The following is a 22,414-nucleotide window of genomic DNA, read 5'->3' on the forward strand; positions in this document are numbered from 1 at the left end:
ACCCGTAGGAAGAGAAAACAACAGTGATTCCGTGAGTAGTGGTGAGCGAAAGCGGATGAGGCTAAACCGGGCGTGTGTGATAGCCGGCAGGCGTTGCATGTCCGGGGTCGTGGGACCCTCTGGTGGTTTCTGCCGAAGCCACAAGAAGTGATAAACCTTTGAGGTAGTCGAAAGCTCTGGGAAGGGCTGCCGTAGACCGTGAGAGCCGGGTAGGCGAAATCTTGAAGGCTTCTTGAGGGGATCCCAAGTAGCACGGGGCCCGAGAAATCCTGTGTGAATCTGCCAGGACCACCTGGTAAGCCTAAATACTCCCTGATGACCGATAGTGCACGAGTACCGTGAGGGAAAGGTGAAAAGTGCCCCGGTGAGGGGTCGTGAAATAGTACCTGAAACCGTGTGCCTACAAGCCGTAGGAGCTTACAGGAGCTTGTCTTCTGTGTGATGTGACTGCGTGCCTTTTGAAGAATGAGCCTGCGAGTTATGGTGTGTGGCGAGGTTAACCCGTGTGGGGGAGCCGTAGCGAAAGCGAGTCTGAATAGGGCGTTTGAGTCGCATGCTGTAGACCCGAAGCGGAGTGATCTACGCATGGGCAGGTTGAAGCTCAGGTAAGACTGGGTGGAGGACCGAACCCACCAGGGTTGAAAACCTGGGGGATGACCTGTGTGTAGGGGTGAAAGGCCAATCAAACTCCGTGATAGCTGGTTCTCCCCGAAATGCATTTAGGTGCAGCGTCGCGTGTTTCTTGCCGGAGGTAGAGCTACTGGATGGCCGATGGGCCCGACAAGGTTACTGACGTCAGCCAAACTCCGAATGCCGGTAAGTGAGAGCGTGGCAGTGAGACTGCGGGCGATAAGGTTCGTAGTCGAGAGGGAAACAGCCCAGATCACCGACTAAGGCCCCTAAGCGTGTGCTAAGTGGGAAAGGATGTGGAGTCGCAGAGACAACCAGGAGGTTGGCTTAGAAGCAGCCACCCTTGAAAGAGTGCGTAATAGCTCACTGGTCAAGTGATTCTGCGCCGACAATGTAGCGGGGCTCAAGCACACCGCCGAAGTCGTGGCATTCAGCGCCTTGTGTGCTGGATGGGTAGGGGAGCGTCGTGCAGCCGGCGAAGCAGCAGAGTGATCTAGTTGTGGAGGCTGTGCGAGTGAGAATGCAGGCATGAGTAGCGAATCGAGGGTGAGAAACCCTCGCGCCGGATGACCAAGGGTTCCTGGGGCAGGCTAATCCGCCCAGGGTAAGTCGGGACCTAAGGCGAGGCCGACAGGCGTAGTCGATGGACAACGGGTTGATATTCCCGTACCCGCTTTAACGCGCCCATATCGAACCTCGTGATGCTAAGAGTCCTTAACTCGCCTAAAGCCTTCGGGCTTGGGGTCAGAGTGAACGCTCGATCCGATCGGGTAGTAGGTAAGCGATGGGGTGACGCAGGAAGGTAGTCCAGCCCAGGCGATGGTTGTCCTGGGGTAAGCATGTAGGGCGGAACGTAGGCAAATCCGCGTTCCATATAGCCTGAGATGTGATGCCGAGCCGATTGTGGTGAAGTGGATGATCCTATGCTGCCGAGAAAAGCCTCTAGCGAGTGTTGTGGCGGCCCGTACCCTAAACCGACTCAGGTGGTCAGGTAGAGAATACTAAGGCGATCGGGTGAACTGTGGTTAAGGAACTCGGCAAATTGCCCCCGTAACTTCGGGAGAAGGGGGACCTCTGCTGGTGATGAGTCTTGCACTCGGAGCTGGTGGGGGTCGCAGTGGCCAGGGGGAAGCGACTGTTTACTAAAAACACAGGTCCGTGCGAAGTCGTAAGACGATGTATACGGACTGACGCCTGCCCGGTGCCGGAACGTTAAGGGGACCGCTTAGTTGTGGTGACACAGCGAAGGTGAGAACTTAAGCGCCGGTAAACGGCGGTGGTAACTATAACCATCCTAAGGTAGCGAAATTCCTTGTCGGGTAAGTTCCGACCTGCACGAATGGCGTAACGACTTCCCCGCTGTCTCAACCGCAGACCCGGCGAAATTGCACTACGAGTAAAGATGCTCGTTACGCGCAGCAGGACGGAAAGACCCCGGGACCTTCACTACAGCTTGACATTGGCGTTTGGAGCGTCTTGTGTAGGATAGGTGGGAGACTGGGAAGCTCGGACGCTAGTTCGGGTGGAGTCATTGGTGAAATACCACTCTGGTCGTTTTGAACGTCTAACTCTGGTCCGTGATCCGGATCGAGGACAGTGTCTGGTGGGTAGTTTAACTGGGGCGGTTGCCTCCTAAAAGGTAACGGAGGCGCCCAAAGGTTCCCTCAGCCTGGTTGGCAATCAGGTGTTGAGTGTAAGTGCACAAGGGAGCTTGACTGTGAGACTGACGGGTCGAGCAGGAGCGAAAGCTGGGACTAGTGATCCGGCATCGGCGTGTGGAAGCGGTGTCGCTCAACGGCTAAAAGGTACCCCGGGGATAACAGGCTGATCTTCCCCAAGAGTCCATATCGACGGGATGGTTTGGCACCTCGATGTCGGCTCGTCGCATCCTGGGGCTGGAGTAGGTCCCAAGGGTTGGGCTGTTCGCCCATTAAAGCGGTACGCGAGCTGGGTTTAGAACGTCGCGAGACAGTTCGGTCCCTATCCGCTGCGCGCGCAGGAGACTTGAAAGGAGCTGTCCCTAGTACGAGAGGACCGGGACGGACGAACCTCTGGTGTGCCAGTTGTACCGCCAGGTGCACGGCTGGTTGGCTACGTTCGGAAGGGATAACCGCTGAAAGCATCTAAGCGGGAAGCTCGCCTTGAGATGAGGTCTCCCACCACGTTTGTGGGTAAGGCTCCCGGTAGACGACCGGGTTGATAGGCCGGAGGTGGAAGCACAGTAATGTGTGGAGCTGACCGGTACTAATAGGCCGAGGACTTGACCTCAAAGCTTTTGCTCGCGTCCACTAGGCAATTCTGAGACAGCAAACAGTTCTGTTTGTTTGTTTCATAGGGTTACGGCGGTTATGGCGGGAAGGAAACACCCGGTTACATTCCGAACCCGGAAGTTAAGCTTCTCTGCGCCGATGGTACTGCACTCGGGAGGGTGTGGGAGAGTAGGTCACCGCCGGACAATCTTTCGAAGAGGCCCCACACGGTTCGTGTGGGGCTTCTTCGCGTTCCGGGGGAGGGTTCCGGGTTGGGGTTTCGGCTTCGGTCGGGGCCCCTTTCTGCATGTCCGGGGTTTTTCATTGTCCGGGTGCTGTCGCGGGGTCTGCGGGGCTGCGGGCTGAGGGCTGAGGGTGGTGGCGCCGGCCCCGTGGAGCGGCCCGTGGACCGGCATTGAGGAGTGGCTGGTGGACCGCGGTGGACCGGGGCCCGTGTATCGGCCGGTGGATCGCCCGGTCAACCGGACGGTGGACCAGGCCGCGGGGCGCGCTGCAGCAAGCAAGGCGCAGGCACCGCTTCGGCGGATCCCAATCGGTTCCACCTCTAGTCAGTCCGAGCTGGGCCCACTTCGAAGAGGCTGAGGGGCCGTATCCGGCCCGCCTGCGAGGAGACGGAGGGGCCTGGCCCGGCCTCCGGGGAGACTGAGGGTTCGTATCCGGATCCTGGGCTGATGCTTCTGTGGGCTCGTCCTTGGGCCGGCCCTACGTCTCCGCTGAATGTCGACACTCACTCCGCGCCTGCGCACGGTGGCGCCAATCCCGCGCCCGCAGACAGACTTCAGGTGTCGCTGTTGCGTAGGTTGGCCAGAACCGGCAGCCGGGATATCCGTCGCCATCGGCAACGGCATCCAGCTCGCTGCCTGCGGATGAGCTTGGCCAGGCGGGGCAAGTGTGGTTGGACAGAGGCAGGACGAGGTCACGGCACCGGCCCGTTCACCACCACACCCACCACCTTCTGTAGGGAGTCCTGTTCGTGAGGAGCTGGTCACCACCCGTATCCGCGCCACCGCCGTCAATGGTTCGCCAGCTCAAAGCCGCTGACGCGATCGGCCGCCTGGCCGGCAAACTGCGCGCCTATCTACGCCCGCACGTGTTCGTGGTGGATGAGGTGGGATATCTGCCGCTCGACCGCGAGGAGGCCAACCTGGTCTTCCGGATGATCTCCAAGCGATACGAGAAGGGGTCGATCATTTTGACCTCCAACAAAGCCTTCAGCGAATGGGGCCAGGTCTTCGGGGACGAAGTCCTGGCCACCGCCATCTTGGACCGGCTCCTGCACCACTGCGAGGTCCTCGCCATCAATGGCCCCAGCTACCGACTGAAGAACCGCCTGGCCGCCGTCACAACCGAAGTCGCGGCCACCGGATGACAGCTTCCGGCCAGCTTGTGGCCTACTGCGCTACGGATTTCTTCAACTTCCGCGACTACCCCTTCGCTGAGTCACTCGACCACGGCTTCCGCTGGATCAACCTGAAACACTTTGACCTGCTCAACCCGACCGCCAGCGACGCCGACCTCGTGCACGCCGTCATCCAACATGACCAATTCCGCGACGACTACGCCGGCGGAGGCGTCGATCCTGCAGGAACCCGACACGGCCACTACTGGCTGCAGCACATCACAACCCAGGCATACGAACCCGTCGGGATCCCCACCGTGATCGCAACAATAGCCAGCTGGGCCCACCAGTACGGCGATGTCCCGCAACCACTACAGAACATCCTGGAAACGGAGATCTTCGACCGGATTCGCCAAGCGACCGCCCGCTACCAGCTCAAAGACCTGGGTGAGGACTGCTATCACGACTATGGTCGCGTTCACCAAGACTTCCACGAAGTCATCACCATCAACCGCACCAACAACACCCTCGCCCTGATCGTGGCCGCCGACGATTGATCAGCAGGGACTGTAAAAACAACGGTGTAACTCCTGATCACGGAGGACACCCCTGATGAGTACTGTGATCCAGGCATCGACGGAGATCGACCTGGAGGACGGCGCCGTGGCGCGCAAGCAGCCGAAGGACGTCAAGGCCAAAGAGTCGGATCGAGAGCTGGTGGCCCGGCTGGTCGACCAGGCCCGTGCCGAGGGCGTGGAGCTGGTCGGTGAGAACGGGCTGCTGGGCAGGCTGACCAAGCTGGTGCTGGAGTCTGCTCTAGAAGGTGAGATCACCGACCATCTCGGCCACGACAAGCACGAACGCTCTGGCAACGAGACCGGTAACACCCGCAACGGCAGCCGATCCAAGACCGTCATCACCGACGTCGGGCCCGTGGAGATCACCGTGCCGCGGGACCGGGACGGTAGTTTCGAGCCGAAGATCGTACGCAAGCGGCAGCGGCGCCTGTCCGGGGTCGATGAGATGGTCATCTCGCTGGCCGCCAAGGGCTTGACCACCGGGGAGATCTCCGCCCACCTGGCCGAGGTCTACGGCGCCGAGGTGTCCAAGCAGACCATCTCCACCATCACCGACAAGGTGCTGGACGGGATGGCCGAATGGCAGAACCGGCCGCTCGACCCCGTCTACCCGGTGATCTTCATCGACGCCATCCACGTGAAGCTGCGCGACGGCCAGGTCGCCAACCGGCCCATCTACGTGGCCATGGCCGTCACCGTGGACGGTGAGCGCGACATCCTCGGATTGTGGGCCGGCGACGGCGGCGAAGGGGCCAAGTTCTGGCTGCATGTGCTGACCGAGATCAAGAACCGCGGCGTCGGCGATGCGCTGATGGTGGTCTGCGACGGCCTCAAGGCGCCTGCCGCAGGCCATCGAACAGGTCTGGCCGCAGGCCGTCGTGCAGACGTGCGTCGTTCATTTGCTGCGCGCCTCGTTCCGGTATGCCGCTCGCCAGCACTGGGATGCCATCGCCAAGGCGCTCAAGCCGGTCTACACCGCGCCGACCGAGGCCGCCGCGCTGGAGCGTTTCCTGGAGTTCGCCGAGACGTGGGGCGGCAGGTATCCGGCGATCGTGAAGCTGTGGGAGGACGCCTGGGCCGAGTTCGTCCCCTTCCTCAACTTCGACACCGAGATCCGCCGGGTGATCTGCTCGACCAACGCCATCGAGTCGGTCAACGCCCGCATCCGGCGGGCGGTCAAGGCCCGCGGCCACTTCCCCAACGAGCAAGCCGCGCTCAAGTGCGTCTACATGGCCATCATGAGCCTGGACCCGACCGGCAAGGGCCGCAAACGCTGGATCACCCGCTGGAAGGCCGCTCTGAACGCCTTCGCCATCACCTTCGAAGGCCGCTTGACCTCGACCACCCGATAATCACTCAAGATCGAGATACACCGTTATCTAGACAGTCCCGATCAGCACGAAACGCTCTGCACGTACAGACGTACTCACCTCTGCACACCAAGGAGTACCTCGACACCGGGCTGGGCGACATCGAGGCCCCGACGAGGCTTTGCAGGTTGGCTGTTCTGATGCCATGGCAGTTGGCCGGATGTCATGGGTGGGTGAAGAGAGTGAGTGTGCAGCTGGAGGCGATGGCCAGGGTGTGGCCCGTTGGGGAGAAGCCGGCTGTGCGGAGCTCGCAGGCTTCTTCGCGGTGGATGTGCCACCAGGTTGATCCGGGTTCGTCGCGGTAGGGGTCGCCGCTGCTGGACAGCAGGACGCTTGCGATTGGCCAGTCGGGTGTGACGACATCGATGGACCATCCGTTCGTGGTGGTCGTGTGCAGTCCGCCGCCCAGGAGGCCGGAGATCTTGATGGCGGTATCTGTAAGAGGTCCTATGCCTTGGCAGGTGAGGGTGTAGTCGTCCGGCCAGGCGGGGTCTGGGTCGGGGTCGCGGGCTACGCGCCGGCCGGTGACGCAGTTGAGGACGCCGCGTCCCTGGTGAGAGGTCACGAGGATGAGGTCTTCGCCGGATTCGGGGTGTACGGCGAAGCCGATGCCGGTCAAGCCGCCGACCGCTACTGGTGGCAAGGGACGCCAGGGCGCGGGTGGGGGTTGGAGCGGAGCGGTTCGGAACCGGGCGCGAAGGTGTTCGTGGTGGGGGTTCATGGTGGGCGAGTCCTGTCGGGGCTGGCGGTAGTGCGGCAAGGGCGCATCCTATGCCCGACAGGTCAGGGCGGCGGTTTGTGCCTTGGGCGGCCGGTGGCGGGGTCCGGGGGCGATGCTTGAGCCGATGGCCGATAGCCGATAGCCGGAGGACGGCGGCCGGTGAGTGGTAGCCGGTGGGTGGGGATCGGGGGGGCGATGACCTTGCGGTGACGCGGCAGGCGGTTGGGAGGGCGGGGGCGGGCAGTTCGGCGCCGACGGTCTGGGCGAGCTCTGGAGGGCTGTTGCTCGTCGTCGCGATCCCCCAGGAGTCGGCTGGCCTCGTTGGGGGAGAGGGCAGGAAGGCCCGCCTCGCCCAGCCCGGCCGTATGTTAGGTGGGGTCGCCGAGGCGGGTGTGGGCTTCTCTGAGTTGCCGGCGGACGTCGGCGAGTTCGCGTTCGAGTTCCAGGATACGGCGGATGGCGATCAGGGTCATGCCCTGGTCGGCGAGGTCGGTCACGTGCTGGACGATCAGGATGTCGCTGCGGGAGTAGCGGCGTTGGCCGCCGGATGAGCGGCTCGGGCTGATGACGTCGTGTTCGTCCAGGCGGCGGAGGTAGGCCTGGCGGACCTGGAGCATCTCGGCGACCTGCCCCAGGGAGTAGAGCGGGGCGTGCTCGTCGTCGAACGGCAGCTCGGGCATCGTGGCCTCCTCGGGGTTCGGGGACGGGGCCGGGATGCCCCGCCCCCGGTGCCGGGTCAGGCCCGGATGGCCTTCGTGTCGTTGCGCCGGATCTCCACCTTGCGCGGCTTGGCGCGTTCGAGGACGGGGATGCGGACGGTGAGCACGCCGTTGGCGTAGCCGGCGTCGATGCGGTCGCTGTCGAGGTGCTCCGACAGGTAGACGCGCCTGGTGAACGTGCCCATCGGGCGCTCGCGGACGAACAGGCGCTCGTTCTCGGCGAGCTCGTCCTCGCGGCGGGCGCTGACGGTGAGGACGCCTCGGTCGACGGTCACCTCGATGGAGTCCGGGTCGATGCCGGGCAGGTCGAAGCGCAGGACGACGTCGTCGTCGCGGCGCAGGCCGTCCATCGGCATCGTGGCGGTGCCGCCGTTGTCGAAGGTCTGGCGGGCCAGCCGGTTGAACTGGCGCTCGAACTCCTGGAAGAACGGGTCGATCGAAGTCAGCAGCATGGTTCCGAACCTCCTGCTTCTGTCGTGGTAGCTAACCTCCAACTCGATTTGTAGGTTAGAGAGCTGAGTGGAGGGAAGCAAGGAAGGTAAGGAAGTTTTTACCCGGGCGTGAGGAGTGTGCCGGTGAGGATCGTCACGGCATGGCCGGCGAGGTGGACGCGGTCGCCGTCGAGGCGGGTGTGGACCAGGCCGCCTCTGGCGGAGAGCTGCGCACCGGTCAGAGCCGTGCGGCCGAGCCGCGCGGACCAGTACGGCGACAGGGCGCAGTGGGCCGAGCCCGTCACCGGATCCTCGGCGACGCCCACTTTGGGAGCGAAGAATCGTGAGACGAAATCCGTGCCGGTGCCGCGGGCGGTGACGATGACGCCGCGCGCCTCCACTGCCGACAGGGCCGGGATGTCGGGGCGCAGGGTGCGTACCGTCTCCTCTGAATCGACCTCGACCAGCAGGTCCAGGTCGCTTTTCCCGACCCGAACCGGGGTGGCTCCGAGCGCTTTCTCCAGGCCGTCGGGAACCGTGACGGGCGTCACCTGCTTGGCCGGGAAATCCATCGTGATGAGGTCTCCGGCGGCGCGATTCACGGTTAGCGTTCCGCCGGCCGTGCGGAATTCGACGGGGCCGGTCGCGGCTCCGGTCGAATACAGAACGTGAGCGGTCGCCAGCGTGGCATGACCGCAGAGAGTGACCTCGACCACAGGGGTGAACCACCGCAGGGAATCGCCGAGCAGGAAGGCGGTCTCGGAGAGGTTCATCTCGGCGGCTACGCTCTGCATCCACCCATCAGTAACCGGAGAGTCCAGCAGGCAGACACCTGCGGGATTACCCTTGAAAGCTGTGTCGGTGAAGGCGTCTACAGTGAACAGGCGCATGTGGCCGATGCTATACGGGGGGGACGGATATCCAGATGCAAGCGGGTTGCAAGCCGTACAAAATGGAATTAGGGCTGGGCGTGTCGCGTGGCGAATGCGGAATCGTCGGTTACCGTCCAATGTGTAGGGACGTGCCGATTACGGTGAGTTCCTGAGGAAAGGACAAGCCGATGGGGGCAGTGCGCAAGGTGGTGAACTACCTTGGCCTGAGCGGGGTCGATCACTACGACGACGGCTATGACGACGACGAGCACTACGAGGACGAGTACGTTCCGGCGACGGAGCGGGCCGCCCGGCGGTGGCGCGCGAACGTCGACGCGTCGCGCATCGTGATGGTCCAGCCGCTCAAGTACAACGACGCACCGTTGATCGGTCAGCACTTCCGTGACGGGCAGACGGTGATCATGGACGTCACGGGCATGGCGATGCCCGAGGCGACGAGGATGGTCGACTTCGCCGCCGGGCTCGCGTTCGGTTGCGAGGGTCGGATCGAGCGCATCGCCGATCGCGTGTTCCTGCTCGCGCCGGCGCACGTGGAGATCGAGACGACCTGATCGGGTCTAAGCAGCGCGCGGGCCGCGACGAATCAGCCGGGTGAGCTCGGCTGCATCGTCAGCGGCCTGTTTCGCGCGTGCGTCCGCTTCTCTGGCGTAGGCGTGCAGGGCCCAGATGGCGCCCTCGGCCAGCTCCTTCAGCTCGTTGACCTGGGCGGCCACGTAACGGGCGTCGGCGACGACCGTCTTGTGGCGCTGCCAGAGCTGCCAGCCGCCCAGCCCGAGCATGGCCACGCCGGCGGCGGCCAGCAGGAGCGAGGCGCTGAACGCCGCTCCAGCCAGGCACGCGACGCCCGCCACGATCAGCACGAATGCGGCCCACGGCCGGCCGCGGGGCACGACGCCCTCGGTGAGGATGGCGTGCTCCGCCGTGGCGATCGAGGTCTCGTCGGGGCCTTCGGGTCGCAGGTGGATGCGGTGGCCGAGCAGCGGGACGGTCAGCGTGGCGGGCGGCGTCAGCCGGCTGTCGGCTTCGAGCTCCTCGGCCAGGCCGCGCAGGATGGGCGCGGCGACGTGCAGGGCGATGGCGGCCAGGTGCGGGTCGGCGCCGGGACGCAGGTCGTCGAGCAGGTGGGAGATCAGCGAGGCCATCGGGCCGGCCGGGCCGCCCTGCCCGATCTGGGCGCGCAGGACCGCCAGGGGCTCGTCCTCGGCCCAGGACGCGGCCGGGCTGGCCGAGCTGTTGCTGAGCGGGGCGGCGGAGTCGTGGTCGGCCTGCCGGGCCGAGGTGATCTCGGCGCAGCGGCCGCGCAGCCTGGACAGGCGGGCGGCCGCGACCGCCGGACGGGCCAGGTCGGGGATTTCGGCCATCTCCGGGAAGTCGGCCAGCGACGGCGGCACGACGACCGCGGGCTCGCCGGGCACCAGCGCCTGCACCCACTCCTCGACGTCGGCGTGCTCCTGCACGGCCAGCGCGTCGAGCTTGCGCAGCACGAAGATCTTGCCGGCCGGGCCGTAGGCGCCGCGGGCGGCGGCCAGCCAGAGCGAGCGCTGGCCGTGGGTGACGGGACGGTCGAGCGACAGCTCGCCGAAGGCCGTGCCGAGCCAGGAGGCGTGGATGCGGCTGCCCTGCCCGGACACCGCCAGGGCCAGGCACAGGAAGAGCGCGGTCTGCTGCTGGTCACGGCCGGCGGCCCTGCTCAGCGGTTCGAGCGGGTCGTCGCCGGCGAGGATGGCAACCAGTGCTTCGACGGCAGGGGGCAGCCAGTGGCCGGGTATGTCGCGAAAGCCCGGAGCGGCGGGAGGAGCGGTGCCATTGGCGGCGAGGTGCGCCAGCAGCGCCTCGGCGTAGCGTTGCAACTCCGTCGCTGCTTGGGGGCTCGCAGTCAGGTCCGTGCTCAAGGCAGAGAACTCCCCCATTTCGGCCTCAGTTCATGACCGCGTAAAGCCTAGCCGTTAGGGCGCGCCAACCCGGTGGAGGCGCGCCCATGACGGAACGGGAGACTTTGAGCCAACTGCCTGTTACATGCGGTCGGGGACGGGGACGCCCAGAAGGTCGAGGCCGGTTTCGAGCACGCGCAGGGTCAGCGCGCACAGGGCCAGCCGCGAGGCGCGGGTGTCGGGCTCGACGTCGGACCGCAGCACCGGGCACTGCTCGTAGAACGTGCTGAACAGGCTCGACGTCTCGAAGAGGAAGTTGCACAGCCGGTGGGGCTCGGAGCGGGCGGTGACCTCTTCGATGAGCGTGCCGAAGCCGAGCAGGTGCAGGGCCAGGGCGCGCTCGGCGGGCTCGGCCAGGAGGATCGGGGACGTGGCGGCCGCCGGTTCCATGTCCGCCTTGCGGAAGATGGACCGGATGCGGGCGGTGGCGTACTGCATGTAGGGGCCGGTGTTGCCGGTGAAGCCCAGCATGCGGTCGTAGTCGAAGACGTATTCGCTGTCGTGGCTGACCGACAGGTCGGCGTACTTCACCGCGCCCATGCCGACGGCCAGGGCGATCTCGTTGCGGGTGGCCTCGTCGTAGTCGCGTTCGGCGATGGCCGCCGAGGCCCGGTCGACGCCCTCCTGGAGCAGGTCCATCAGCTTGATGGACTCGCCCGACCTGGTCTTGAAGCGGCGGCCGTCCTTGCCGAGCATCATGCCGATCTGGACGTGTTCGGCCGAGACGGTGTCGGGCAGCCAGCCGGCCATCTGCGCGGAGGCGAACACCATGCGGAAGTGCAGCGCCTGGTCGGCGCCCACCACGTAGAGGATGCGGTCGGCCTTCAGGTCGTGGACGCGGTAGCGGATCGCCGCCATGTCGGTGGAGGCGTAGCCGTAGCCGCCGTCGCTCTTCCTGATGATGAGCGGCAGGGGCTTGTCGTCGGAGCCGGTGAAGCCGGGCGGGAACAGGCAGAGCGCGCCCTCGCTGTGGACCGCGACGCCCGACGACTCGAGGTCGGCGCAGGTCTTCTCCAGCATGGGGTTGTACATGCTCTCGCCCGCGAGGTCGGCGTCGGTCAGCGTGACGCCGAGCAGGGAGTAGACCTTGTTGAAGTAGCGGACGGTGGCGTCCATGAAGACGTGCCACAGGCGCATGGTGGCGGGGTCGCCCGACTGGAGGGTGGTGACCCGGACCCGGGCGCGCTGCTTGAAGCCCTCGTCGGCGTCGAACTTGGCCCGCGCCGCCTGGTAGAACTCGGTGCCCATGCCCGCTTCGAGCTGGTCGACCGCGGCCGGCTCGCCGATGTCGAGCAGGTGCTCGATGAGCATGCCGAACGGGGTGCCCCAGTCGCCGAGGTGGTTCTGCCTGATCACCTTGTTGCCGAGGTGTTCGTGCAGGCGGGCGAGGGAGTCGCCGACGATGGTGGTGCGCAGGTGGCCGACGTGCATCTCCTTGGCCGCGTTGGGCGCGGAGTAGTCGATCACGACGGTCTGCGCGGGTGTGCTCGTGCCGACGCCGAGGCGCTGGTCGTCGCGCATGCCCGCGGCCTGGGACTCGATCCAGGAGTCGGCGAGCGTGATGTTGAGGAAGCCGGGGCCGCTGACCTCGACCGTGCCGGGGAAGTCGGACAGCTGGGCCTTGATCGCCTCGGCGACCTCCCGCGGGGACCGTCGCAGGCGCTTGGCCAGGCTCATCGCGACGTTCGCCTGGAAGTCGGCGAACTGGGAAGGCCGGATCAGCGGGTCTGCGTCGGCGTGCTCGGCGCCGAACGCGTTGGCCAGCGCCTGCTGGACGCGCTCGGTGAGCACTAGCTGCGGGTCGGTCATGTTCTAAGGGTACCGGCGACCTTGACCGCGATGCTGATCGCGGCAGCGGCCACCAGGGAGATGCCGACGGCCGTCAGGTCGTTGCTGAGGTCGCCGGGCGCGAGGGCGAAGAAGCGCCTGACGGGCGGCAGCGACAGGGCGAGCGCGAAGAGCCCCGCCATGGACGCCAGCAGCGTGATCCGCCACCAGTTGAGCGGCCTGGTGATCAGCACGAGCACCCACCACGTGGTGAGGAAGAGGGTGATCACCGCGGACGTCTGGTCCTCGGTCAGGGTGGAGGTGCCGCTGTGCGCCGTCCAGAACGACAGCAGCACCGCGCCCGCGCACAACACCCCCGCCGGCACGGCGAAGCGCAGCACCCGCCGGACGAACCCCGGCCGCGCCCGTTCGAACGTGGGCGCGAGCGCCAGGAAGAACGCCGGGATGCCGATGGTCAGCGCATTGGTGAGGGTGGAGTGGCGGGGCGCGAACGGGAACATCACCCCGGCCACGCCGACGGCCAGCGACAACACGATGGCGTAGAAGGTCTTGGTGAGGAAGAGGTTGGAGACGCGTTCGATGTTGGCCAGCACCCGGCGGCCCTCGCCGACGACGTGCGGCAGCGTGGCGAACTTGTTGTCCAGCAGCACCACCTGAGCCACCGCCTTGGTGGCCGGGCTGCCCGCGCCCATGGCGATGCCGAGGTCGGCGTCCTTGAGCGCGAGGACGTCGTTGACGCCGTCGCCGGTCATGGCCACGGTGTGCCCGCGGGCCTGCAGCGCGCCGACGAACTGCCGCTTCTGTTGCGGGCTGACCCGGCCGAACACGGTGTGGGAGTCGAGCAGCTCGCCGAGCTTGACGGGGTCGTCGTGGGGGAGCGTCCGGGCGTCGATGGAACGGTCGCCGCCGGGGATCTTCAGGCTCATGGCGATGGCGGAGACCGCCTCCGGGTTGTCGCCGGAGATCACCTTGACCGTGACGCCCTGCTTGGCGAAGTAGCCGAGGGTCTTGAGGGCGTCGGGCCTGATCCGCTGCCTGAGGGTGATCAGCGCGACGGGCTCGACGGGCCCGCCGTCCTGGGCGGCCCGCAGGTCGTCCGTGCGGCACAGGACGAGCACGCGGGTGCCGGTGGCGGCCAGCTCGGCGGCCTTGTCGTAGCCGTCGCCGTCGTGCAGCAGCACGTCGGGGGCGCCCAGCAGCCAGGCGCCTTGCCCGCCGAAGTCGGCGCCGCTCCACTTGCGGGCCGAGGAGAAGGGCACGGACGAGCCCGCCGACCAGCCGTCGGCGGGGGCGGGGTAGCGGGCCCGGATGGCCTGGGCGGTGGCGTTGGGGCGGGCGTCGAGGTGGGCCAGGGCGGCCAGCGCGGGCTCGACCGGGTGGCCGTCGCGCAGCGGGAGCACCTGGTCGAGGTCCATGCCGCCGGCGGTGAGGGTGCCGGTCTTGTCCAGGCAGAGCACATCGACCCTGGCCAGCCCCTCGATCGCGGGCAGCTCCTGGACCAGGCACTTGCGCCGGCCGAGGCGGATGACGCCGACGGCGAACGCGATCGAGGTCATCAGCACCAGGCCCTCGGGGATCATGGTGACGATGCCGGCGACCGCGCCGGTGATGGCGGTGCGGAAGTCGGCGGAGTTGTGCAGCTGGCTGTAGATCAGCAGGGCGCCGATCGGCACGACCAGCCAGGTGATGTACTTGATGAAGTTCGCCACGCCCTCGCGCAGCTCGGAGTGGGCGAGGTGGAACTTGCTCGCCTCCTCCGCCAGCCGCACGGCGTAGGCGTCGGTGCCGACGCGGGTGGCGACGTACGCGCCGGAGCCGGCGACCGCGAAGCTGCCCGACAACACCTGGTCGCCGGGCTTCTTGTGCACCGGGTCGGCCTCGCCGGTCAGCAGCGACTCGTCGACCTCCAGGCCGTCGGAGCCGACGACCTCGCCATCGACCAGGAGGCGGTCGCCGGAGCCGAGCAGGACCAGGTCGCCGAGGACGACCCGGTGCGGCTCGACCTGCTGCTCACGGCCGTCGCGGCGGACGCGGACCGGGGCCTCGTTGATCACGGCGAGCTTGTCGAGGGTGCGCTTGGCGCGCAGCTCCTGGACGATGCCGATCAGCGCGTTGGCCACGATCACCAGGCCGAACAGGCCGTCCTGCCACTCGCCGAAGATCAGGATCAGCGCCCAGAGCACGCCGATGACCAGGTTGAACAGGGTGAACACGTTCGCCCTGATGATCGCGCTGAGCGATCTGCTCGACCGCCGCGGCACCTCGTTGGTCTTCGCCCCCGCGACCTGTGCTGAGGTGAGGCCGTCCACATTTCCCCCGTTCCTGTGGATCGGTCTCACACACTACGGCGTCACCAGAGTCTGTGTGAGCGATGCGTGGCGGCGATCCGGTCGCCGATCCTGGCGACGATGCCGCCCGCGGAGAGGTCGGCGGCGACCTGGCAGGCGGCGCTGATCGCCGGCGCCCTGGAGGAGCCGTGGGCGATCACCACCGTCCCGTTCAGGCCGAGCAGGACGGCGCCGCCGTGGGCCTCGGCGTCGAGACGTCTGCGCAGCTCGCGCAGGCGGCCGCGTTGCATGAGCGCGCCGAACTTGGCGATCCTGCTCTCGCCGATGGTCTCGGCCAGCTCGCCGAACGCGTACCGGACCGCGCCTTCCATGGTCTTGAGCGCGACGTTGCCGGTGAAGCCGTCAGTGGTGATCACGTCGACCTTGCCGGTGAGAAGGTCGTGGCCCTCGACGTTGCCGGTGAAGTGGATGCCGGGGGAGGACTGCAGCAGTTCGTGGGCGCGTTTGACGAGCTTGTTGCCCTTCTCCGCCTCGCTGCCGATGGTGAGCAGGCCGATCCTGGGCTCGGGGATGTCGTAGGCCAGCTCGGCGTAGGCCGCGCCGAGGTGCGCGAACTGCACCAGCATCTCCGGCTTGACGTCGGCGTTGGCGCCGGCGTCCACCAGGAGGGTGGGGGTGGGGAGCGTCGGGAGCGCCACGGCGATGGCCGGTCGCAGGACGCCCTGCTGGGCCTTGAGCCGGAGCCGGCCGGTGGCGACGATGCCCGCGGTCGAGCCGGCCGACACCACGGCCGAGGCGTCGCCGCGGCGGACGAGGTGGCAGGCGATGGCGATGCTGGACCGCGGGCGGCGCAGGCTGGCCAGGGCGCCTTCGTCCATGGCCAGGGCCTCCTCCGCCCTGACGATGGGGACCTCTTTGGTGGCGTCGTGGTCGGCCAGGGCCTCGTACAGGATGCGGGGTGAGCCGACGAGCACGATGGGCAGCTTGCGCTCCCGTACGGCGTGGACCGCGCCGGCCACGATCTCGTGGGGGGCGTGGTCGCCGCCCATGGCGTCGAGCGCGACGGGCCTGCTGTCGGACATGGTCACCTCGTGGGACAGACGAGCCCGCCGTCGCCCGGCCGGGCCGGTACGCGGGCTCGTGTATGTCCGCATCGTAGGCAGGCCGGATGTCAGGTCGACCGGCGGGTGGACCTCCCCGCTTCCCCGGCGCGGCGGTTCCAGTCGCCGGGGCCCGTCAGCGGAGGTTCCAGTCGTCGAGGCCGCGGGTCACGACGACCTTGGAGAACTTGGACGAACCGGTGAGCCGGATCAGCGGGCCGTCGCCCGCCGAGCCGCCGCTCACGTTCCGCTTGCCGAAGACCGAGCTGCCCTCGTCGATCACGTGGGCGTTCTCCGGCACCCGGACGATCATCTTGCTGAACTTCGCGTCGGTCTCGATGGTGATCTCCCGGCCGGGGAGCACGGCGTCGGACAGGTCGATGACGAGGGCGCCGAAGCGGGCCGACAGCTTGGTGCGCCGGGACGCGACCCAGCGCCCCTTGCGCACGATCTTGCTGAACTTCGAGCTGATCACCTGGTGCTCGATGGCCTCGGGCAGCGCGGACGGGGCGGACACCTGGGGCAGGTCCCGGGTGAGGGGGACGAGCTCGCCGATCGTCTTCGCCGTGTAGGCGATCTCCAGACGGTCGGCATGCTCGACGCTGGTCAGTCTTCCGGTGGCGAGCGCGTCGCCCAGCAGGGCCGCGACGCGGTCGCGGTCGGCGTCGGAGGCGCGCAGGTCGAGATCCTCGGTCACGATGAATCAGTGTATGTCGAATCGCGATATGTCGCGAGTGTCAAACCTGCAAGGAAACTTGGAGCCCAGTGGAACCGGGGACGCGGCGCGTCGCGTCCGGATATTAAGAACCGTAGACGCGCGACTGGGTCGTGAGGTTTACACGCGAGCGAACAAAAAAGATGGGAAAGGCCTAGTGATCTTGAACCAGGCAGGTACCCGACGCTTCAAGGCGTACACGTCCAAGCATCTCGACGAGCTCCTGCGACGGGCAGGGCTGGACGACGACGAGCGGCTGCGGGTCCGCGCCGTGGCCACGGTGCTGCCCTTCCGGACGAACGCCTATGTCGTGGATGAACTCATAGATTGGTCGGCGGCGCCCGACGATCCCATCTACCGCCTCGTCTTCCCGCAGGAGGACATGCTTCCCGCCGCGGACGTGGCCAGGCTGGCCGATCTGCTCAAGGCCGAGGCGCCCAACAGCGAGGTCCAGGCCGAGGCCAACCGCGTACGCGCGCAGCTCAACCCGCATCCCGCCGGTCAGAAGGAGCTCAACGTCCCGAGGATGGGCGACGAGCCGGTGCCCGGCATGCAGCACAAATATCCAGAGACAGTGCTCATCTTCCCTAAACAGGGGCAGACCTGTCATGCCTACTGCACCTACTGCTTCCGGTGGGCGCAGTTCATCGGGGACGCGGACCTGAAGTTCGCCTCCGACGACGTCGACCGGATGGTGTCCTACATCCGCCAGCACCCCGAGGTCACCAGCGTCCTGATCACCGGCGGCGACGCCATGATCATGGGTGAGCCGGTCATCCGGCGCTACATCGAGCCGCTGCTCGGCCTCGACCAGCTCGAATCGATCCGTATCGGCACCAAGGCGCTGGCCTACTGGCCGCAGCGCTTCACCACCGATCCCGACGCCGACGCCACGCTCGGCCTGTTCCAGGAGGTGGTGAAGGCCGGCAAGAACCTGGCGTTCATGGCCCACTTCTCGCATCCGCGGGAGCTGGAGTCGCCGCTGGTGGAGTCGGCGGTGGAACGCATTCTCGGCAGCGGGGCCACGATCAGGACCCAGGCGCCGCTGATCAGGTCCATCAACGACGATCCCGCCGTGTGGTCGTCGATGTGGCGGCGACAGCTGCGGATGGGGCTGATTCCCTACTACATGTTCGTCGAGCGCGACACCGGGCCGCAGGACTACTTCGCGGTCCCGCTGGCCCGTGCGTACGAGATCTTCAGGGACGCCTACTCGACCGTCTCCGGGCTCTGCCGTACGGTCCGGGGGCCGTCCATGTCGGCCACGCCGGGCAAGGTGTGCGTGGACGGCGTGACCGAGATCGCCGGTGAGCGCGTCTTCGTGCTCCACCTGATCCAGGCCCGCGACCCCGAGCTGGTCGGGCGGCCGTTCTTCGCCCGGTACGACCCGTCGGCGGTCTGGCTGACGGATCTGCGGCCGGCGTTCGCCGATCGTTTTCCGTTCGAGCCGGCCGACGCCTTGCTGCCCATCTGAGTGGTCGCGTTCTCGCACCACCACCACTGAATTGTGCGCCCCCGGCCCGCGACATTTGTTAATGCGACCACTTGTTCGCGGGCCGTGCGGGCGCACGTCGGTGTCGCGGGTCCGACGGTGATCGGGTCCGCGCAGAATCGAAATCAAAACCGGGGTATTTCCCGTTTTGTCTCTCCGCTCAACGCTCCCCCTTTACTCGGTAACCGGGCTGCAAACCCTGCTACATGGGCTTTCCGGCCGCCTGCGGGGGGTCACCGTCAGTGATACAACTGCTTCCGTAGCTCAGCCGTGACAGCACGCTTCGTGTGGTGCCCATAGCGTGTACGCCACGGCATTCGGGGGTTATCGATTCGCATTTCCACCGCATTCGAGAGCGATCGATCACGAGCCGGGAAGGCAATCATGAATCGAGTAGTCAAGGCGGCCGTTGCCGTCACAGCATTCGGCTTGGCGGCGGCTTTGGCCGTGCCAGCTCAAGCAGAAGTTCAATTCACCCACACCGCCAAGATCGTCCCGCTGGACGGCCTGGGCGGGGGCACCAGCGGAGGCCCGCTCGACCTGCTCGGCGGGCTGCTCGGCGGCGGGCTGCTCAGCAGCCTGGGCGGCGGCCTCGGCGGCCTGACCGGGGCCAACAAGTCCAAGGCGGCGGACGCCGCCGGCGAGGCCAGGGCACGCGACATCGCCGACGAGAACCGGCGCGCCAGCCTGGCGATGACGCCGAACGCGGCCGAGGACGTCACCCGCCAGAGCGGTCCGCTGCCCGAGCTGTCGCCCATCCTCAGCAGCGGCGCGATCGGCGGCGGCGGCCGGGGCCTGGCCAAGTCGCTGCCGCTGCTCGGCGGCGCCCGCATGGCGCAGCCGCTGGTCAAGGGCGCGCCCCAGAGCAACGGCGGGCTCACCGGCACCAGCGCCCCGCTGCGCGGCGCCATGGACACGATGACCGCCCTGGCCGGCGCCTCGGTCGGCGGCGCGATGGGCAAGGTGGGCGGCGGCGCGCTGCTGCCCGGCACGGGCTCCGGCGCGGCCGGCACCGCCACCACGAGCATGACGGGCGCCACCAAGGGCCTGCGCGACCTGTCCACGGAGTCCGGGATGGGCGGGCTCACCCGCGCCGCCAGGATGGCCCTGCCGCACGCGTCCGGCGGCGAGCTGTCCCCGATGGTCGGGCAGGTCGCCCCCGTCGAGGCCGCGCCGGTCGTCGAGGCGCTGCCGGGCACCACCCGGACCGCTTCCGTCGACGAGATCACCCCGCTCATGCAGGACAGCGCGGGCCTCGTCTCGGCCAACGGCTCCAAGGCCGCCGGCTCCTACAGCGACATGATCTCCGCCCTCGGCTGGAGCACCGACGCGCTGACGAGCTCGGTGCGGGGCTCCTGGGTTCGCGACTGAGGCGAGCACGGCGCGTCCCGGACGTGTCGCGGACGTGACCCGCGCGGGCGCGTCCCGGACATGACGTGACGACGCGCGGACGCGGCCCCGCCGAGGGCCGTGCGACGGTTCGCCGGCGTCCCAGGTGCCGACGCTCGCGAACCGGACGTGACGGCCGTGAGGTGGCCCGCGTTCAGGGTGCCAGGTTGTTCCCGCGACGGCGGGTTCCCGCTCTCCCCGGCGTCGGTGGACGCCCGTGGAACGACGGGGGCGCCGTCGCACCGACAGGACAGGCCGATGGGGTGCGCTCACAAGGTGCCGAGCGCCCCGACGGCACTGCCGCGCGTCGGTCGCGGGTCCGCCGCTCGGGCGGACGGGCCCGCCACGGGTCTGGGCGGATGCGCTCCAGCCCGGGGGTTCGCACATGCGTGCCGCCGCTGACTGCAGGGCAGCGGCGCCGCGCCGAGCCCGCCGCCGGCCCCGCCAAGGGGTCGGCGGCCTTCTCGTTTTCCCCCTTGTACGGCGCGGGCCGCTAGGGCAGCCGGACGCCGGTGCGCCGGGCTATCTGGGCCTGCAGCCGGGCCATCTGCCAGTGAAGCTCCAGCAGCTGCTCGGCGAGCTGCATCCTGGGGATCTCGGCCACGTCTTCGATGGCCAGGTGGTCGATCGCGGCCGAAAGCTCTCCCATCGCGCGCCCCCACTCCATCAGCGTTCCTTGGATCGAATTCGCGTTCGAATACTATCGGAACGGCAGTCACGCTGTCAGTGTTTCGGCGCGCGAGTCACCCACGTTTCGCGCAGGTGATCGAAAAGCGGGTGGGTCAGCCCTTGTTGTAGGCGGCGATGACTTCCTTGGGGTCGCCGTCCATCCGGATCTTGCCCTTGTGCAGCCAGATGACCCGGTTGCAGGTCTCCTCGATGACCTTGAGGTCGTGGGCGACCAGGAAGACCGTGCCGGCGGACTCGCGGATCTGCCGGATGCGGGCCTCGCTCTTCTTGCGGAACTCGCGGTCGCCCGTGGCCAGGGCCTCGTCGATGAGCAGGACATCGTGGGTCTTGGCCGAGGAGATGGCGAAGCGCAGCCGCGCGCCCATGCCCGACGAGTACGTGGACATGGGCAGCTGGACGAACTCGTCGATGCCGGAGAAGTCGACGATCTCCTGGTACTTCTCCTTGACCTCCGTCGGCGTCATGCCCATGGCGTAACAGCCGAGGACGATGTTGCGCTCACCGGTCAGCTCGCGCATGAGCGCGGCGTTGACGCCGAGCAGCGAGGGCTGGCCGTCGGTGTAGACGGCGCCCTCGTGCGGCGGGAGGAGGCCGGCGATGGCGCGCAGCAACGTGGACTTGCCCGACCCGTTGCGGCCCACGATGCCGATGGCGTCGCCGTGGTAGGCCACGAAGGTCACGCCCTTGACGGCGTGGACCTCCTTCATCTGCGGCCGGCCCTGGCGCTTCAGCAGGCGCGTGAGGGCGTTGACCGCGTTGCCCTTCTCGTTGTCGGTGGCCGTGCCGTAGACGCGGTAGACGATGTGCAGGTCGTCGACGATGACGGTCGGGGTGCCCGTCGGAACGTCGAGCGGACTCTTGCCCCGGGGCTCCGGGTTGGGGTGCACCCTCACGTCCTTGCTGGGGACGGCGGGCTCCTCGCCCTTCACCTGTGACAGCTCCTCGGTCAGTTCAGCCACGCCCGTACCTCTCCTCGGACCGCCAGAAGTACCAGAAGCCGAAGCCGAGTGAGAACACTGCCCAGAATACGCAAGACACCCACACCATAGTCGGGGGATAGTGTCCGTTCTGCGGGTGGTAGCTCTTGATGAGGATGTCGCGCATCCACTCGATGTAGGAGGCCGTCGGGTTGAGGTACATCACGTCGGCCACCCACTGCGGCAGCTTCGCGGACCCGACCACCTTGTCCTGGATCGAGAAGAAGACGCCCGAGGCGTAGAGCCAGGTGCGGGTGATGAACGGCAGCAACTGGTTGAGGTCGCGCATCTGGGCGCCCAGCCGCGCGATCACCAGGCTGGCCCCGATGTTGAACATCGTCTGGAGCGCCAGCACCACCGGGATCATGAGCCAGAACCAGGTGGGCCACTCGCCGGTGGCCGTCACGATGACGAGGAGCACGCCCATGGAGATGGCGAGCTGCTGCAGCTCCTGGATCGTGTACGCCAGCGGGAGCGAGGCGCGCGGGAAGTGCAGGGCCCGGATCATCGACAGGTTGCCGGAGATCGACTTGGCGCCCGCCGTCACCACGCGCTGGGTGTAGGTGAAGACGAACATTCCGGTCAGCAGGAAGGCCGGGTAGTTCTCGATGCCGCCCCGGCCGCCCAGGATGACGCCGAACATCACGTAGTAGATGCCGGCGTTGAGGAGGGGGTCAGCACCTGCCACAGCTGGCCCAGGGCCGAGCTGGAGTACTTCGAGACGTTGCGGGACGTCGCGTACGTCAGGATGAAGTGTCGCCGCTCCCAGAGCTGGCGCAGATAGACAGGGAACCTCGGCCGCGCGATGGCACGGCGAAGTCCGTATCTCTCGGCGAGCTTGGCCAGCGGCTCCTGCCCGCTTCGGCCGCCCGCCTGGGCGTCCGCGACAGCGGATTCCGGCTGGCTCATGGCTAGGACTCTATTGGATCCAGGTCGGTGGGGTGCCTGCCGCGAGGGACGCGGCAGATGCTTGGACGGAGTCTTGGGGCGCCAGGTTCCAAGGTGCCGTCAAGACTCGCTCAACCGTAGCCCAGCGAGGGGGGCCATGGCGGGAAGGGCGCGACCACGGTCCTGTAGGGGGTAATTTTCATCC

General features: G+C 67.1%; 18 protein-coding genes, 2 rRNA genes and 1 pseudogene (1 of these 21 only partly in view). 8 read left to right on the plus strand and 13 right to left on the minus strand.

The window, feature by feature from the left end; translation table 11 throughout:
- From ACNF49_RS07820 to ACNF49_RS07840, 5 genes and pseudogenes are all read left to right on the plus strand, one after another.
- Positions 1–2,898: ribosomal RNA gene (locus tag ACNF49_RS07820) — 23S ribosomal RNA — on the plus strand (it extends 209 nt beyond the left edge of the window).
- A 70-nt stretch (positions 2,899–2,968) separates the two neighbouring features.
- A 5S ribosomal RNA gene (rrf, locus tag ACNF49_RS07825) occupies positions 2,969–3,085 on the plus strand.
- A gap of 830 nt (positions 3,086–3,915) precedes the next feature.
- Positions 3,916–4,269, plus strand: a complete 354-nt coding sequence (locus ACNF49_RS07830; protein WP_482945494.1) for an ATP-binding protein — start codon at positions 3,916–3,918, stop codon at positions 4,267–4,269.
- Positions 4,266–4,796, plus strand: coding sequence for a hypothetical protein (locus tag ACNF49_RS07835; protein ID WP_482943251.1), 531 nt, complete (start codon positions 4,266–4,268; stop codon positions 4,794–4,796). Before ACNF49_RS07830 ends, ACNF49_RS07835 begins: the two co-directional genes overlap by 4 nt.
- Before the next feature lie 55 nt (positions 4,797–4,851).
- A pseudogene (locus ACNF49_RS07840) lies at positions 4,852–6,169 on the plus strand (IS256 family transposase).
- A 181-nt stretch (positions 6,170–6,350) separates the two neighbouring features.
- Here ACNF49_RS07840 and ACNF49_RS07845 read toward each other — a convergent pair.
- From ACNF49_RS07845 to ACNF49_RS07860, 4 genes are all read right to left on the minus strand, one after another.
- Entirely contained in the window at positions 6,351–6,806 is a 456-nt protein-coding gene (locus ACNF49_RS07845; protein WP_482943252.1) for a hypothetical protein, read from the minus strand.
- A gap of 470 nt (positions 6,807–7,276) precedes the next feature.
- On the minus strand, positions 7,277–7,588 hold the full coding sequence (locus tag ACNF49_RS07850; protein ID WP_357976071.1) for a MerR family transcriptional regulator: 312 nt from the start codon (positions 7,586–7,588) through the stop codon (positions 7,277–7,279).
- Between the two features lie 56 nt (positions 7,589–7,644).
- Complete coding sequence (locus ACNF49_RS07855) at positions 7,645–8,079, minus strand: Hsp20/alpha crystallin family protein (RefSeq protein ID WP_482943253.1); 435 nt, start codon at positions 8,077–8,079, stop codon at positions 7,645–7,647.
- A gap of 98 nt (positions 8,080–8,177) precedes the next feature.
- Positions 8,178–8,948, minus strand: a complete 771-nt coding sequence (locus tag ACNF49_RS07860; RefSeq protein ID WP_357976077.1) for a PhzF family phenazine biosynthesis protein — start codon at positions 8,946–8,948, stop codon at positions 8,178–8,180.
- Between the two features lie 170 nt (positions 8,949–9,118).
- Here ACNF49_RS07860 and ACNF49_RS07865 point away from each other — a divergent pair, with 170 nt between their 5' ends.
- Positions 9,119–9,502, plus strand: coding sequence for a cell division protein SepF (locus ACNF49_RS07865; protein ID WP_352320833.1), 384 nt, complete (start codon positions 9,119–9,121; stop codon positions 9,500–9,502).
- Between the two features lie 6 nt (positions 9,503–9,508).
- Here ACNF49_RS07865 and ACNF49_RS07870 read toward each other — a convergent pair whose 3' ends face one another.
- The 5 genes from ACNF49_RS07870 to ACNF49_RS07890 form a co-directional block, all read right to left on the minus strand.
- Positions 9,509–10,801 (minus strand): hypothetical protein, encoded by a 1,293-nt coding sequence (locus tag ACNF49_RS07870; RefSeq protein ID WP_482943254.1) that lies wholly within the window; start codon positions 10,799–10,801, stop codon positions 9,509–9,511.
- A gap of 162 nt (positions 10,802–10,963) precedes the next feature.
- Entirely contained in the window at positions 10,964–12,691 is a 1,728-nt protein-coding gene (gene argS / locus ACNF49_RS07875) for an arginine--tRNA ligase (protein WP_482943255.1), read from the minus strand.
- Positions 12,688–14,979, minus strand: coding sequence for an HAD-IC family P-type ATPase (locus tag ACNF49_RS07880; RefSeq protein WP_482943256.1), 2,292 nt, complete (start codon positions 14,977–14,979; stop codon positions 12,688–12,690). The genes argS and ACNF49_RS07880 overlap by 4 nt, the downstream gene beginning before the upstream one ends.
- A gap of 41 nt (positions 14,980–15,020) precedes the next feature.
- On the minus strand, positions 15,021–16,040 hold the full coding sequence (plsX, locus tag ACNF49_RS07885; protein ID WP_482943257.1) for a phosphate acyltransferase PlsX: 1,020 nt from the start codon (positions 16,038–16,040) through the stop codon (positions 15,021–15,023).
- Between the two features lie 154 nt (positions 16,041–16,194).
- Positions 16,195–16,755, minus strand: a complete 561-nt coding sequence (locus tag ACNF49_RS07890) for a DUF1707 SHOCT-like domain-containing protein (protein WP_357976090.1) — start codon at positions 16,753–16,755, stop codon at positions 16,195–16,197.
- Between the two features lie 175 nt (positions 16,756–16,930).
- Between ACNF49_RS07890 and ACNF49_RS07895 the strand changes: the two genes are divergently transcribed.
- Together ACNF49_RS07895 and ACNF49_RS07900 are read left to right on the plus strand one after the other, a co-directional pair.
- Positions 16,931–18,247, plus strand: a complete 1,317-nt coding sequence (locus ACNF49_RS07895; RefSeq protein ID WP_357976092.1) for a KamA family radical SAM protein — start codon at positions 16,931–16,933, stop codon at positions 18,245–18,247.
- A 465-nt stretch (positions 18,248–18,712) separates the two neighbouring features.
- Positions 18,713–19,636, plus strand: coding sequence for a hypothetical protein (locus ACNF49_RS07900; RefSeq protein WP_482943258.1), 924 nt, complete (start codon positions 18,713–18,715; stop codon positions 19,634–19,636).
- Between the two features lie 511 nt (positions 19,637–20,147).
- On the opposite strand, the gene ACNF49_RS07905 is transcribed toward ACNF49_RS07900, so the two are convergent.
- The 4 genes from ACNF49_RS07905 to ACNF49_RS07920 form a co-directional block, all read right to left on the minus strand.
- Complete coding sequence (locus ACNF49_RS07905) at positions 20,148–20,303, minus strand: hypothetical protein (protein WP_185845322.1); 156 nt, start codon at positions 20,301–20,303, stop codon at positions 20,148–20,150.
- Between the two features lie 133 nt (positions 20,304–20,436).
- Positions 20,437–21,303, minus strand: coding sequence for an ABC transporter ATP-binding protein (locus ACNF49_RS07910; RefSeq protein ID WP_357976098.1), 867 nt, complete (start codon positions 21,301–21,303; stop codon positions 20,437–20,439).
- Positions 21,296–22,009: an ABC transporter permease gene (locus ACNF49_RS07915; RefSeq protein ID WP_482943259.1), complete on the minus strand. Its 714-nt coding sequence runs from the start codon at positions 22,007–22,009 to the stop codon at positions 21,296–21,298. Before ACNF49_RS07915 ends, ACNF49_RS07910 begins: the two co-directional genes overlap by 8 nt.
- A complete protein-coding gene (locus ACNF49_RS07920) occupies positions 21,964–22,230 on the minus strand; it encodes a hypothetical protein (protein WP_482943260.1) in 267 nt (88 codons plus the stop codon). Before ACNF49_RS07920 ends, ACNF49_RS07915 begins: the two co-directional genes overlap by 46 nt.
- Positions 22,231–22,414 lie beyond the last annotated feature (184 nt).

It is taken from the genome of Actinomadura sp. ATCC 39365, assembly GCF_054392275.1.

Coding starts and splice junctions, on each gene's coding strand:
- ACNF49_RS07830 (WP_482945494.1), top strand. CDS start 3,916: ATGGTTCGCCAGCTCAAAGCCGCTGACGCGATCGGCCGCCTGGCCGGC.
- ACNF49_RS07835 (WP_482943251.1), top strand. CDS start 4,266: ATGACAGCTTCCGGCCAGCTTGTGGCCTACTGCGCTACGGATTTCTTC.
- ACNF49_RS07850 (WP_357976071.1), bottom strand. CDS start 7,588: ATGCCCGAGCTGCCGTTCGACGACGAGCACGCCCCGCTCTACTCCCTG.
- ACNF49_RS07855 (WP_482943253.1), bottom strand. CDS start 8,079: ATGCTGCTGACTTCGATCGACCCGTTCTTCCAGGAGTTCGAGCGCCAG.
- ACNF49_RS07860 (WP_357976077.1), bottom strand. CDS start 8,948: ATGCGCCTGTTCACTGTAGACGCCTTCACCGACACAGCTTTCAAGGGT.
- ACNF49_RS07865 (WP_352320833.1), top strand. CDS start 9,119: ATGGGGGCAGTGCGCAAGGTGGTGAACTACCTTGGCCTGAGCGGGGTC.
- argS (WP_482943255.1), bottom strand. CDS start 12,691: ATGACCGACCCGCAGCTAGTGCTCACCGAGCGCGTCCAGCAGGCGCTG.
- plsX (WP_482943257.1), bottom strand. CDS start 16,040: ATGTCCGACAGCAGGCCCGTCGCGCTCGACGCCATGGGCGGCGACCAC.
- ACNF49_RS07905 (WP_185845322.1), bottom strand. CDS start 20,303: ATGGGAGAGCTTTCGGCCGCGATCGACCACCTGGCCATCGAAGACGTG.
- ACNF49_RS07920 (WP_482943260.1), bottom strand. CDS start 22,230: ATGAGCCAGCCGGAATCCGCTGTCGCGGACGCCCAGGCGGGCGGCCGA.